Origin of the sequence: Sphingobium abikonense NBRC 16140, from assembly GCF_001598335.1 — a bacterium.
GTDB classification, from domain to species: Bacteria; Pseudomonadota; Alphaproteobacteria; order Sphingomonadales; family Sphingomonadaceae; genus Sphingobium; species Sphingobium abikonense.
Genome location: NZ_BCYT01000020.1, coordinates 49,814 through 63,089, shown reverse-complemented (window position 1 = coordinate 63,089; position 13,276 = coordinate 49,814). Strand labels below are relative to the sequence as shown.

The following is a 13,276-nucleotide window of genomic DNA, read 5'->3' as shown; positions in this document are numbered from 1 at the left end:
AAAATTACATGAAATCTGACCATTGCGACCGGAGCCGGTGGCGCATGGCTGTTGCGGACGCGCCTTTGCGACCCCGCCGTTCGTGCCTGCGGAGCCGAACCGTTTGTTCGAGGGTTGAGCCGTCGCAACAGGAGATGGCATCGCGATGAAATTCTATCTTTCCTTGGTGGCCGCGGGTGCGCTGGCGGCGGCGGGTTGCGCGTCGGATGCGCGCTCCAATGACCTGTGCGAGGCAGCACCTCCCCGCCAGTCCAATGGAGCGCTCCCCATCGGCCAGGCGTGGACCGGCACGAGCGTGCCCTTCGGATCGGCGGTGAGCAAAGACGGCCAGCTGGTTGCGGCCTATTATGATGCGGAGCGCTATCTGACGCTGGCGACTTATGACCCAGACACGCAGCGTCTTTGCCATAAGCGGCTTGCGTCTCGCTTCGCGGGATGGGACGCGCATAACGCGCTGGCCGTGGCGATCGACGACGCCGGCACAGTACATATTGCCGGCAACATGCACGCCAGCCCGCTTGTATATGCGCGAGGCCCGCTGGATGACCTGGACGCCATCCGGTTGCAGCCAATGCTTGGGCGCAATGAAGCCTCTGCTACCTATCCCCAGTTCATGCATGATGACGCGGGCAACCTGCTGTTTCTCTATCGCGATGGGATGTCCGGAAACGGTAGCTGGCTGCTCAACATATGGAACGACGGCAAATGGCAACGCATCGGCGCGCTATTTGCTGATCGCGATGCCAAAGGTCCCGTCAACGCCTATCCTACTGCCTTCGTAAAGGACGGGTCGGGGCGATTCCATGTTGCCGTGGTGTGGCGCCGGACGCCCGACGTCGCGACCAATTTCGCGCTGACCTATGCGTCGACGCGCGACTTTCGCCGATGGGATGTCGGGGGGCAACGGGTCAACGGACCGCTATCGCCGGAGACCATGGAAATGGTCGATGCGCCCGGCGTGCAGCATGGGCTGGTCAACAATGCCTTGCTCCAGATCAGCCGGTCCGGGAAACCGGTTTTGCTCTACACCAAGTTCGTCGATGGCCAAAAAAGCGGCATTGTCGCGGCGACCAGAATGAACGGTGCCTGGCGCGAAAAGACGATTGTCGCCGGCAAGACGGTGGTGAAGGTTTCCGGCGGCGGAAGCATGCCGGGTCTGCCGGTGTTCCGTTTTGCAGAGACGCGCGCCAATGGCGACATGCATGTCAGCGCGGTCATCGCTGGCGTCCAGACCGAATTGCTGCTTGATCCTGATACATTGACGGCAAAGCCATGGCGGCCCGATGTCGGCCCGAATGCCAGTAACGCGCGCGCGAAACCGATGCCCGACGTGACGTTGAAAATCCCCCAAGGCATGGACAAGGCAACCGTTCGCAAGGTTCAGGTCCGCCAGAACGGCATGGATGGCCCGATCGAGGGCGAATTGCGGTGGTTCGCGCAGGGCGTCAATCAGGACAGGCCACACGCCTGCACGGGGAAAGCCCCCGTCGCCTGCAAGCCGCCAGCCTCGCCGCTGCTGTGGGTGCCTGCCCCCGACTGAGCGGCGCGCGATGGTCAGGCGATGGAAATGAAACTGTCCATCACGCGCTTGCGGCCGGCGGTTTCGAAGTCGATCTCCAGCTTGTTGCCCTCGATCTCCGCAACCGTGCCGTAGCCGAACTTCTGGTGGAAGACGCGCAGGCCTATGCTGACGTCGCTGCGTCCCTTATTGCCCAGCGACACGGCAGAGGACCGCGCTTCCACGATGCGGACCGGCTCCTTGCTGAACTGGCCCGACGATTGGGCACGCTGCCAGCCCGGTCCCCGGCCGGTGCCGCGCGCGACATTGGCGAACGGGTCCTCGCGTTCGGACCAGTTGGCGCGCCACAAGGATGCGCCGCCGCTCATGCTGCTTTCCTCCTCCACATGCTCGGGGGGAAGCTCCCCGACAAAGCGGGATGGGATGGAACTGGTCCACTGGCCATAAATGCGGCGGTTGGCGGCGTGCAGGATGGTGCAGCGCCGCCGCGCGCGCGTGATGGCGACATAGGCGAGCCGACGCTCCTCCTCCAGGCTGTTGAGGCCCCCTTCATCGAGCGCCCGCTGCGACGGAAACAGCCCTTCCTCCCATCCGGCAAGGAACACATGTTCAAACTCCAGGCCCTTGGCGGCGTGAATGGTCATGATCGTGACCTTGCGTTCTTCCGCCTGCGCCTCATTGTCCATCACTAGGCTGACATGCTCCAGAAAGGCGCCCAGCGTGTCATATTCTTCCATCGCACGCGTCAATTCGGTGAGGTTCTCCAGCCGCCCGGCGCTCTCAGTCGTCCGATCGGCCTGGAGCATCGCGGTATAGCCGCTCTCGTCCAATATCTGCCGCGCCAGTTCGGCATGGGGCAATTGCCCCGCGCGATCGCGCCACCGCGCCAGATCGCCGATGAAAGCGCCGAGCGACCGGCGCGCCTGTGGTGTCAATTCGTCCGTATCCAGGATCCGCGCGGCGGCAAGGGTAAGCGGAACTCCCTGTGCGCGGGCGAGGCGATGCAGTTTTTCCACCGCCTTATCGCCCAGGCCGCGCTTGGGAACATTGACGATCCGTTCGAACGCCAGATCGTCCGCCGGCTGGTTGACCAGCCGTAGATAGGCGAGCGCGTCGCGGATTTCGGCGCGCTCATAGAAACGGAAGCCGCCGATGATGCGATAGGGCAGACCGATCTGGATGAAGCGATCCTCAAACTCACGCGTCTGATGCTGGGCGCGGACCAGGATGGCCACATCGTCCAGCGACCCGCCGCTCCGCTCGATCGCCTCGATATCCTCGCTGATGCGCCGCGCTTCTTCGGGACCGTCCCATACGCCGATGACCTTGACCTTTTCGCCAACGTCGATGTCGGTCCACAGCGTCTTGCCCAGGCGATTGCCATTTTCGGCGATAACGCCCGACGCCGCGCCTAATATGTGTGGCGTCGACCGATAATTCTGTTCCAGCCGGATGATCGTCGCGCCGGGAAAATCCTTTTCGAACCGCAGGATATTGGCGACCTCTGCGCCGCGCCAGGAATAGATGGACTGATCGTCATCGCCCACGCAGCAGATATTTTTCCGCTCCTGCGCCAGCAGCCGCAGCCAGAGATACTGGCTGGAATTGGTGTCCTGATATTCGTCCACCATGATGTAGCGGAATTTCTGCTGATACTGCTCCAGCACGTCGCGATGCTTTTTCAAAATCGTCAGAACATGCAGCAGCAAGTCACCGAAATCGCACGCATTCACGCCACGCAGGCGCGCCTGATAGGCGGCATAGAGTTTCTGCCCCTTGCCATGGGCATAGCCCTCCGCTTCGCCCGCGCTCACCTCCTCGGGGGTCAGCCCCTTGTTCTTCCACTGGTCGATCAGCCCGCCCAATTGGCGGGCAGGCCACCGCTTTTCGTCAATACCCTCCGCCTGGATCAACTGTTTCATCAGACGCAATTGGTCATCGGTATCGAGAATGGTGAAGTTGGATTGCAGGCCGACCAGTTCCGCATGACGCCGTAGCATCCGCGCGGCGATGGCATGGAAGGTGCCGAGCCAGGGCATTCCTTCGACCGCGTCGCCGATCATCGCCCCCACGCGCGCGCGCATTTCCCGCGCGGCCTTGTTGGTGAAGGTGACGGCCAGGATTTCCGATGGCCAGGCGCGGCGCGTACCGATGAGATGCGCAAGCCGAGCCGTCAGCGCCGCGGTCTTGCCCGTTCCCGCGCCCGCCAACACGAGCACCGGCCCCTCTGTCGTCAACACAGCCTCACGCTGCGGCGTGTTGAGACCTTTCAGATAGGGCGGATCATTGGGGGAAGGTGCGGGAAGCGTCATGGCGATCAACTAGGGTCGAGCAGGGATGGGGGCAAGGGCAGGGCCTTGCACGGCGAAGCTTTCTATGAGAACAAAAGGAGAATCATGCAAGGGAGGACTGCCATGCTGAGCGGCCAATGCCAATGCGGCGCCATTCGCTACACAGTGGAGGGCGATCCGGCCTATAGCGCGCTGTGCCATTGCGGCGATTGCCGGGCGAGCGCCGGCGCGCCGATGGTCGGGTGGGCATTGTTTCCCGAGGACAAGGTCATCATCAGCGGCGAGCCGGTCAGCTATCGCTCATCCGAAAATGCGGTTCGTCAGTTTTGCGGGACCTGCGGCACCGGGCTTTTCTACCGGAATCCCGTCATCTTTCCCGGCGGGATCGACATTCAGACCGCGACACTGGACGATCAGGATGCGCTCCCGCCGCAAGCGCATATTCAATGGGCCGAAGCGGCGCCCTGGGCAAAGGCGATGCAGGATTTGCCAAGGTTTGATCGCTATCCCGAAGGCCCCTGAACCGGAACCCGGGCGTCGACCCCGCATATTTCATTATCATTCGGGAACGGCTTTTCCGCTTGGGGTGTTTTGTCATTCGAACGAGCGGTCGCCGGGGCGAGACAAGAGGAAAGGATATTCCCGATGAAAGCGTTCCTGTTGGCAGGCGCCGCCCTGCTTGGCGTTTCTGCGATTTCCGGCACGGTCTTTGCGCAAGACGCGATGGCGCCGGCCGGTCAGCCGCCCGCTGGGGCCATGACGCCGTCGACCAATCCAGCCATGCCGACGCCGCCCGCAAATCCGGCGACGAATATGCCGGCACAGCCCGATGGGTCATCCATGCCCATGCCGGCGGACCCTAATGCAGGCCAGCCGACCGGGGCCGTGCCGGCCGATCCGGGCATGATGCCGGCTCCCGCCAATGCGCCCCGCGATCCGGCAGCGCCGATGGGCTCAGCGGAAAATCCCGTGACCATGGGGGGTAATATGACGCCGCCCCCGACTGAGGCGAAAGATTACCCTGTTTGCTCGCGTACCGTGCAGGACAGCTGCATCAATCCCGGCCAGGCGCGCCGGATGCGCAAGCCGGGCTGAGCAAGCCGAATATATGCCCCGAGCGGCATGATAAGGGTCGGCCCGTCACATTCGGGCCGGCCCTTTTATATGTCTTCCGTCATTCCGGCCGCAGCAGCGTCAATCGTGCCTTGCCGACCTCCCTTGTGACGTCGATCACATAGCCCTTTACCGCGACATCCTCGCGCCGACCGGTTTCGATCGAAATCCAGGTGGCGGGGCCCGCCCACCCCAATCGCCCCAGCTTGTCCAGCGCGACCTGGCCCGCGCCGGTATCGTAGGGCGGGTCCATGAAGACTATGTCCAGCGGCGCTGGGGCGGGACCCAGCGACAAGACATTGGACGGACGAATGTCCGGACGAACTCCGAAGCGATCAGCATTGGCGCGGATCGCATCCAGGGCCGCTTTGTCCTGTTCGACGAACAGGCATGTCGCCGCCCCGCGTGAGAGCGCTTCGAACCCCAAGGCGCCCGACCCGGCAAAAAAATCCCCCACCGCCAGGCCGTCGAACGATCCGATCCGGCTCGTCAGCATGGAGAAAAGCGTTTCGCGCGTGCGGTCCGCCGTAGGCCGCGTGGCGTCTCCCTTGGGCGCGGTCAGCGGCCGCCCGCGCCATTGGCCGGCAATGATCCTCATGCCGCGCCACCCTTCAACGTCTTGCGGAACAGGATAAGGTCATGCTGCCGCACTTCCTCCACCGCGCCTACCGCCATTTCGCCCAAGGCAAAGGGGCCATAAGCCGTGCGGATCAGGCGATTGACCTTGAGGCCCAGATGCTCCAGCACCCGGCGGACCTCGCGGTTCTTGCCCTCCGTCAGCGTCATTTCGATCCACTGGTTGCGGCCAGTCCGGCGCTCCAGATTGGCCTCGATCTGCCCATAACGGACGCCATCGATTTCCAGCCCGTCGAACAAATCTTCCAGTTGCTGCTGGCTGACTTCACCAAAGGCGCGCGCGCGGTAAGTGCGGGGCACGCCGGTCGCGGGCAATTCCATCTGCCGCTTGAACCCGCCATCGGTCGTCAACAACAACAACCCTTCGGTATTCATGTCCAGTCGCCCGATCGGCATGACCCGCGGCAGTCCGTCGGGCAGGCGATCATAGATCGTCGGCCGCCCCGCCGGGTCCCGCTCTGTCGTCAGGCATCCGACAGGTTTGTGGAACAGGAACAGCCGGGTCGGCGCGGGAGCCGCGATGGCGACTCCATCGACCGTGACCCCATGCAAGGATGTCAGAAGTGTTGCGGGCGTGTCGATGGGCGCGCCGTCCAGGGCGATACGGCCCTCCGCAATCATCCGCTCGATCTCACGACGGGACGCGACTCCGGCGCGGGCCAGCAATTTAGCGATACGCTGGGGTTCGCCCTTGCCGGACGCGGCGGCGGCCGCGCGCGCTGGATGCGGATTGGCATCCTGCACAGGACGCGGCGACTGGCGGGCGGACTTTGGCGCAGCGGGGCGCGAGCGCGGGCCGATGGGACGCTTCGGGCCACCGGTGCCTGCGCCGCGACGGGGCGGTCCGGATTTTTTCGGCGGTTCCACGGTCAATTCCTTTTTCTTGCCACTGGCCATCCCCATATCCTTGGAAAGCCAGCATTGAGCTGAAATGTGCCGCTCCGGCGCTTGGGCGAAGGAGTTTTCGGCCCCATCGGGCAACCCGGTGCGGGCGCGCGGCGTTTCTCTTATCGCATGGCGGACTCAGGGCGGGCTTGGCAAATGTTTTTCGGTTTGTTGAAAGAGGAAGAGAAGCGGCCATCGCGGCGCAAGGCCATTCAGTCCATCCTCGTGGTGGAGGACGAACCGCTTGTCGCCTTCGACAATGAACATGCGCTTGAACAGGCCGGCTACCGGATTGCCGCGACGGTTGATGATTATGATCATGCCGTGCGCGTCATCGATGAAGGCGACGTGGATCTGGTGGTTGCCGACGTAGCCCTGCCGGGCGACAAAAGCGGTATCGACGTGGCGCGCCATGCAGCCGAGCAAGGCCTGCCTGTGCTGTTCGTCACGGGCCGCTGCCCTGGGGACGCGCGCGCTCTCGCGATCGGCTGCCTGTCCAAACCCTATGCGCAACGGGACCTGATCGCAGCGATCCAGGTGGTCGACGCGGTCCTGCGCGGCGCGCGCCGGCCAAAGCTGCCGCCGGGCCTCACCCTGTTCGAGCCGCGCGGCTGATCGCTGCAATCCCTGCTTGCCTGACGCGCATCGCGTCATATGGTGGCGCAAACCGACGCCAAGGGGATCGCGCGCATTTATGACTGACGTTACGCAGGGCAGGCGCTCATGGGCCGATGCCGTCAAGCCCTATGCCGAAAAGGCGCCGCTTGCCGCCTTCTTTCTGGGCATTTCCTCCGGTTTTCCGTTCGCGATGATCGGCGCAACCCTTACGACACGCCTGGCGCAGGACGGGATCGACAAGAAGGCGGTGACGGCCTTCACCCTGGCGTTCCTCGTCTATAATCTGAAATGGATTTGGGCTTGGATTGTCGATGGCGTGCGGGTGCCATTGATCGGCCGTCTGGGGCAGCGTGTGTCCTGGCTGCTGATCGCCGGCGCGTTGTCGATCCTCGCGGTCGTCAACCTGGCCCTCGTTGATCCAACGACCAGTCTGCTCCAGACCGCTTATGCCGCGATCCTGGTCGGCTTTGCCGGCGCGACCTATGATATCGTCATCGATGCCTATCGCATTGAGATATTGGAGCCGCGCCAACTGGGCATCGGCTCGGGCATGTCGCAATATGGGTGGCGTATCGGGTCGGTGGCGGCCGGATCGCTGGCGCTCGTGCTGGCGGCGCGCATTGGCTGGCATGGCGCCTACCTGGCCTGCGCCGTGTTCGCCTTACCCGCGATGCTGACGGGCCTGATTGTCGGAGAGCCGGCGCGCCATCGTGAAGCCGCCAGTCGCCGTGGCCTGGCGGAGGTCTGGCAATCCATCGCCGGACCGCTGGCCGAATTTTTTCGCCGGCGTGGCGCGTTCCTCGTGCTGCTGTTCATCCTGTTGCACAAGATTGGCGACACGCTGGCCAACCTGACCTTCCGCCTGCTGTTTGACGACATGGGCTACAGCAATGATGAGATTGCCATTTATGATGTCGGCATGGGCTTCTGGGCTTATCTTGTCGGGATTTTCATTGGCGGCATTCTCTATGCGCGGCTCGGTATGAAGCGATCGGTGTTGATCAGCCTTGTGCTCATGTGCGTGTCCAATTTCAGCTTTGCCGCGCTGGCGGCGCTCGGCAAAAGCAATTGGGGCATGGCCGGCGCGATCGGCTTTGAAAATTTCGCCAGCGGCATCGGCGGCGTCACCGTCGTCGCCTATTTCTCCGCCCTGTGCGACCTGCGCTTCACCGCGTCGCAATATGCGCTGATTTCCGCTGCCGCCAGCATCGTCGGCCGTTTCCTGACCGGCACCACGGCCGGCGCGCTGATCGAGCGGTTCGGCTATGTCGATTTCTACCTGCTGACGACGGCGTTGGCCGTGCCCGGCATATTGCTCTTCTGGCTGATGATGCGGGCCGGGTTGATCGACGCCAGCGTCGGAACGGCCGCAAAGACCGGAAAGGATCAGCACGCCGCGTAGAGGTCCAGCGGCCGGCCCAGGTCGCTATGCGCCTGTGCCACCGCCTGAAGGCAGGTGAGGGCGCCGAGCGCATGATCGTTGCCCAGCAGCGCGCTCACCTGGTCATAGGCTTGGTTCGGGTCCCGCAGGGCAAGGCCAGTCGCCTCCATGATCATGGCTTCGTCCGCAGTCATGCGCGCGCAGCAACAGGGCGCCACCATGATCCGGCGGCTCGATGCGCGAGCCAGTTCCAGCATCATCGCGCGCATCAGCACCAGGGGCCGTCGATAGCTGCGCCCGAAGGCCCCCAGCATGGCGTTAGCCGCATGGGCATCATTCACGCCGGCGCTCGCCATGCGCCGCATCACGAACAGGAATAGCCGATTGCCGTAGCCGCCGGGGATGGGACGGGGCAGGTCGATCGGGGAAGTCTCTCCATAAGCCATAGAATCGCGCCTTCTCAACTAATCCGAGGCGGAGGATACGCTATTGAGAGGCAGTCGCAAGTATAATCAGTCGGGGAGTTGCGCGTTCAGTCGCAAAATCTGCCCGGCCAGATAGAGCGATCCTCCAATCAGCAGCTTTGGCGATGTGCGGAAGGGAAGGCTGGCGGCTATGGCTTGGATCGCTGCCCCTGGGCCATCATGCGCCGTGATGCCAATGCCCCATTGATCGGCGATCGCGGCAAAGCGTTCGGCCGGGTGATGGTCATGTCCCGGCACCGGCAGCGCATGGATATGCCCGACGATCCCTGCGAACGGCGCGAGGAAAGCGTCGATATCCTTGTTGGCCAGCATGCCGATCACGAGGTGAACCATCTGGCCGTCCAGCCTGTCGGGCGTGAAATAGGCGGCGATGGCCTCACCCGCTGCGGCATTATGGCCGCCGTCCAGCCACGCGACCGTGTCGGGCGGCAAGGGCGTGAGCAAGGGGCCGCGGTCCAGCCGCTGCAATCGCGCGGGCCATTGCGCCCAGAGCGGCGAAGCTTTCAATGCGGCATCCGACAGCGGCACGGCCTGCTGATGCCGCAGCATCGCGATGGCGAGCGCCGCGTTCTGCGCCTGATGCGCGCCAGCTAGACGCGGCAAGGGCGTATCGAGCCGCCCTAGGGCGTCGCGATAATGGAGCCGGTCGCGATAGACGGCGGCATCCCACCCGTCTCCCTGACCAATCCATTGGGTTCCGACCCTTTGCGCGGCGGCTTCCATGATCGGACCGAGCTTGTCGGGATAGCGTTGCGTGACCAAAGGGGCGCCAGCCTTGGCGATCCCCGCCTTTTCCGCCGCGATCTGCGCCAGCGTGTCGCCTAGAAAGGCCTGATGGTCGATGCCGAGCTGCGCAATGCCGCAAACGACCGGGTCGGCTATGACGTTGGTCGCGTCCAGCCGTCCGCCCAGTCCGACTTCAATGATGCAGGCGTCGGCGCGCTGCTCGGCAAAGGCCAGGAAGGCGGCGGCAGTCGTCACCTCAAAGAAGCTGGCATTCACGCCCTCCGCAATGTCCAGCACGCGCTCCAGATAGCGCGCCAGCATCGCGTCGTCGATCAACTGGCCAGCAATGCGTATCCGCTCGTTGAAGCGCACCAGATGCGGCGAGGTAAAGACATGGACGCTCTTGCCATCGGCCTCCATCGCCGCGCGGAGGAAGGCGCAGGTCGATCCCTTGCCATTGGTTCCGGCGACGTGAAGTACGGGCGGCAGCGCGCGATGCGGATCGCCCAGCCGCTCCAGCAGCCGCGTGATCCGCTCCAGCCCCAATATGTCCGCGCCCGGCGATAGCGACGAGAGCCGGTCGAGTTGCGCCTGGACGTCCGGATCGTCGGAAACGGCATGGTCGGCCACGGCGCTGCTTCCCCTTGGCGCGTGGGGGTCAGGCGGCGGCGCGCGGCCGCAGATAGCCGATCACCCGCGCCAGCGTATCGCGCAGGTCACGGCGATGGACCACCATGTCCAGCATGCCATGGTCAAGCAGATATTCGGCGCGCTGGAACCCTTCGGGCAGCTTTTCACGAATCGTGCTCTCGATCACGCGCTGGCCGGCGAACCCGATCAGCGCATTGGGTTCGGCGATCTGGATGTCGCCCAGCATGGCGTAGCTCGCGGTGACGCCGCCGGTCGTCGGATCGGTCAGCACCACGATATAGGGCAATCCCTTGGCGTGCAGCTTCTGGATGGCGACGGTCGCGCGGGGCATCTGCATCAGCGACAATATGCCTTCCTGCATCCGGGCGCCGCCCGCGGCAGTGAAGATCACATAGGGGCAATCATGCGCGATCGCGTCATTGACGCCCTGGATGAAGGCCGCGCCGACACCCATGCCCATGGACCCGCCCATGAAGGCGAAATTCTGCACCCCCATCACCAGCGGCACATCGTCGATCGCGCCGCGCGCGTTGATCAGAGCGTCCTGGTCGCCAGTGGCTTGGCGCGCAGCCTTGATCCGATCGGGATAGCGCTTGCTGTCGCGAAACTTCAGCGGATCTTCGGGCACATGGGGCGTCGGCAACAGGATGAAACCGGCGTCCAATATCTGTTCGAACCGCGCCGCCGGGCCGATCCGGCCATGATGGTCGCAGCGCGGGCAGACCGACAGATTTTCTTCCCACTCCTTGATGAACACCATTTCCGCGCAGGACGGGCATTTGTGCCACAACGTTTCGGCGGTGGTTTCCTTCTTGGTGAAGGGGAGGGCGTTGCGGACGCGGTTGATCCAGCTCATGCGGCAGTCTCTTGGGCTTGATGGGTGAGCGCACCGCGCAGCGCGGCGACGAATTCCTGGACGAAGGGCGCGGCGGCATCACCATGGCTGCCGACGATGTCGACGATTGCCGATCCGACGACGACGCCATCGGCCACGCGGCCGATCGCGGCGGCCTGTTCTGGCGTGCGGACGCCAAAGCCGACCGCCACCGGCAGGTCGGTCGCGGCCTTCAATCGGGCGACGGCTATCTCGATCGACGATTGCGCCGCCTGCTGCTTGCCGGTCACGCCAGCGACCGCGACATGGTAGAGGAACCCGCTCGCGCCCTCGAGAACCGCGGGCAGGCGCTGCGCATCCGTAGTCGGCGTCGCCAGGCGCACCGGATGGACGCTGGCCGCGCGCAGGGCTGGGCCGATCTCGGCATCCTCTTCGGGCGGCACGTCGACGCAAATGACGCCATCAATGCCAGCCGCTTTGCACTGATCCGCGAACCAGTTCGCGCCGCGCACCAGCATGGGATTGGCATAGCCCATCAGGATGAGCGGCGTGTCGGGATGGCGCGCGCGGAAATCGGCGGCGATGGCGAATATGTCCTTCGTCTTCGTGCCCGATCCCAAGCTGCGCAGGTTCGCCAGTTCAATCGCCGGCCCATCAGCCATGGGATCGGTGAAGGGCATGCCAAGCTCGATGATATCCGCGCCGCCCGCGACCAGCGCATCCAGGATGGCGGGCGTGGACGCGACGTCGGGGTCCCCCGCCGTCACGAAGGTGATGAGCGCGGCGCGGCCCTGCGCCTTGCAGGCGGCGAAGCGGGTGGAAAGGCGATCCATCACATCTCCACTCCCAGCGCATCGGCCACGGTGAAGATGTCCTTGTCGCCGCGACCCGACAGGTTGACGACGATGATCTTGTCCGCGTCCAGCGCCGGGGCGACCTGCTCGGCGGCGGCGATGGCGTGGGCGGATTCGAGCGCGGGAATGATGCCTTCGAGGCGCGAAAGCGACTGGAAGCTTTCCAGCGCCTCGTCGTCCTTGATCGGCATATATTTGACCCGGCCGATTTCGTGCAGCCAGCTATGTTCGGGGCCGATGCCCGGGTAATCAAGGCCGGCGGAAATGCTGTGCGCTTCGGTGATCTGGCCGTCCTCATCCTGAAGCAGATAGGTACGGTTGCCGTGCAATATGCCTGATGCGCCGCCCGCCAGGCTGGCCGCATGCTTGCCGGTCAGCCCTTCGCCAGCCGCCTCCACGCCGATCATCGCCACTTCCGGATCGTCGAGGAAGGGGTGGAACATGCCGATGGCGTTGGACCCGCCACCGACCGGGGCGATCAGCATGTCGGGCAGGCGCCCTTCGGCTTCCAGCATCTGCGCGCGGGTTTCCTTGCCGATCACCGACTGGAAATCGCGCACCAGTTCGGGATAGGGGTGCGGCCCCGCCGCCGTGCCGATGATGTAAAAGGTGTCATGCACGTTCGACACCCAATGGCGCAGCGCGTCGTTCATCGAGTCCTTGAGCGTGGACGATCCGGAATGTACCGGGATGACTTCCGCGCCGAGCAGCTTCATGCGAAAGACGTTGGGCTTCTGCCGCTCGACATCCTTGGCGCCCATGAAAATCTTGCATTCCAGGCCAAAGAGCGCCGCGACGGTCGCAGTGGCGACGCCATGCTGGCCAGCCCCGGTTTCCGCGATGACCTTCTTCTTGCCCATGCGGCGGGCGAGCAATGCTTGCCCAATACAATTATTGATCTTGTGCGCGCCGGTGTGGTTGAGTTCCTCGCGCTTCAGATAGATTTTCGCGCCCTTGCCGGGTTCCGCCTTTGCGCGCAGCGCCTCGGTCAACCGCCCGGCATAATAAAGCGGGTTGGGGCGGCCAACATAGGTGCGGAGCAGTTCGGCCATCTCCGCGTCGAACGCCGGGTCCGCCTTGGCGGCGTTGTAGACCTTTTCCAATTCCAAGATCAGCGGCATCAGCGTTTCGGCGACGTAACGACCGCCGAACGCGCCGAAATGGCCATTGGCGTCGGGCTGGCTGCGCAGGCTGTTGGGCAGGGCGATGGTGTCAGTCATGAATCGGTCTTTCCAGAAGGACGAAAATAAGGGCGGTCGCAGGTGCCGGCTGGCACGCGATC

Annotated in this window: 13 protein-coding genes; 5 read left to right on the top strand and 8 right to left on the bottom strand. The window is 64.1% G+C overall.

The genetic code is table 11. The features are described from left to right. Positions 1–145 precede the first annotated feature (145 nt). Positions 146–1,540, top strand: coding sequence for a BNR repeat-containing protein (locus SAB01S_RS16100; protein WP_062734304.1), 1,395 nt, complete (start codon positions 146–148; stop codon positions 1,538–1,540). Between the two features lie 14 nt (positions 1,541–1,554). On the opposite strand, the gene SAB01S_RS16095 is transcribed toward SAB01S_RS16100, so the two are convergent. Beyond that, the gene (locus SAB01S_RS16095; protein WP_062734302.1) at positions 1,555–3,831 is read right to left on the bottom strand and encodes an ATP-dependent helicase; all 2,277 of its coding nucleotides are present in this window, start codon (positions 3,829–3,831) and stop codon (positions 1,555–1,557) included. A gap of 102 nt (positions 3,832–3,933) precedes the next feature. On the opposite strand from SAB01S_RS16095, the gene SAB01S_RS16090 reads away from it, so the two are divergent. Both SAB01S_RS16090 and SAB01S_RS18530 read left to right on the top strand, forming a co-directional pair. Further along, complete coding sequence (locus tag SAB01S_RS16090) at positions 3,934–4,332, top strand: GFA family protein (protein WP_062734300.1); 399 nt, start codon at positions 3,934–3,936, stop codon at positions 4,330–4,332. Between the two features lie 123 nt (positions 4,333–4,455). Next, positions 4,456–4,905 carry a hypothetical protein gene (locus SAB01S_RS18530; protein ID WP_062734298.1) on the top strand — a complete coding sequence of 150 codons (450 nt, stop codon included), beginning with the start codon at positions 4,456–4,458 and terminating at the stop codon, positions 4,903–4,905. A gap of 79 nt (positions 4,906–4,984) precedes the next feature. On the opposite strand, the gene rsmD is transcribed toward SAB01S_RS18530, so the two are convergent. Both rsmD and SAB01S_RS16075 read right to left on the bottom strand, forming a co-directional pair. Further along, on the bottom strand, positions 4,985–5,521 hold the full coding sequence (gene rsmD, locus SAB01S_RS16080; protein ID WP_062734297.1) for a 16S rRNA (guanine(966)-N(2))-methyltransferase RsmD: 537 nt from the start codon (positions 5,519–5,521) through the stop codon (positions 4,985–4,987). Continuing rightward, positions 5,518–6,426 (bottom strand): pseudouridine synthase, encoded by a 909-nt coding sequence (locus tag SAB01S_RS16075; RefSeq protein ID WP_062734320.1) that lies wholly within the window; start codon positions 6,424–6,426, stop codon positions 5,518–5,520. The genes rsmD and SAB01S_RS16075 overlap by 4 nt, the downstream gene beginning before the upstream one ends. A 174-nt stretch (positions 6,427–6,600) precedes the next feature. Here SAB01S_RS16075 and SAB01S_RS16070 point away from each other — a divergent pair, with 174 nt between their 5' ends. Further along, positions 6,601–7,059 carry a response regulator gene (locus SAB01S_RS16070; protein ID WP_062734295.1) on the top strand — a complete coding sequence of 153 codons (459 nt, stop codon included), beginning with the start codon at positions 6,601–6,603 and terminating at the stop codon, positions 7,057–7,059. Between the two features lie 79 nt (positions 7,060–7,138). Beyond that, positions 7,139–8,464 (top strand): AmpG family muropeptide MFS transporter, encoded by a 1,326-nt coding sequence (locus tag SAB01S_RS16065; RefSeq protein ID WP_062734293.1) that lies wholly within the window; start codon positions 7,139–7,141, stop codon positions 8,462–8,464. Here SAB01S_RS16065 and SAB01S_RS16060 read toward each other — a convergent pair. The 5 genes from SAB01S_RS16060 to trpB form a co-directional block, all read right to left on the bottom strand. Further along, positions 8,449–8,889: a DUF6628 family protein gene (locus tag SAB01S_RS16060; RefSeq protein ID WP_062734291.1), complete on the bottom strand. Its 441-nt coding sequence runs from the start codon at positions 8,887–8,889 to the stop codon at positions 8,449–8,451. The genes SAB01S_RS16065 and SAB01S_RS16060 overlap by 16 nt on opposite strands. 66 nt (positions 8,890–8,955) lie before the next feature. Continuing rightward, positions 8,956–10,284: a bifunctional folylpolyglutamate synthase/dihydrofolate synthase gene (locus SAB01S_RS16055; protein WP_062734289.1), complete on the bottom strand. Its 1,329-nt coding sequence runs from the start codon at positions 10,282–10,284 to the stop codon at positions 8,956–8,958. Between the two features lie 28 nt (positions 10,285–10,312). Beyond that, positions 10,313–11,161 carry an acetyl-CoA carboxylase, carboxyltransferase subunit beta gene (gene accD, locus SAB01S_RS16050; protein WP_062734288.1) on the bottom strand — a complete coding sequence of 283 codons (849 nt, stop codon included), beginning with the start codon at positions 11,159–11,161 and terminating at the stop codon, positions 10,313–10,315. After that, positions 11,158–11,973: a tryptophan synthase subunit alpha gene (trpA, locus tag SAB01S_RS16045; protein WP_062734286.1), complete on the bottom strand. Its 816-nt coding sequence runs from the start codon at positions 11,971–11,973 to the stop codon at positions 11,158–11,160. Before trpA ends, accD begins: the two co-directional genes overlap by 4 nt. Then, the gene (trpB, locus tag SAB01S_RS16040; RefSeq protein WP_062734285.1) at positions 11,973–13,214 is read right to left on the bottom strand and encodes a tryptophan synthase subunit beta; all 1,242 of its coding nucleotides are present in this window, start codon (positions 13,212–13,214) and stop codon (positions 11,973–11,975) included. The genes trpA and trpB overlap by 1 nt, the downstream gene beginning before the upstream one ends. Positions 13,215–13,276 lie beyond the last annotated feature (62 nt).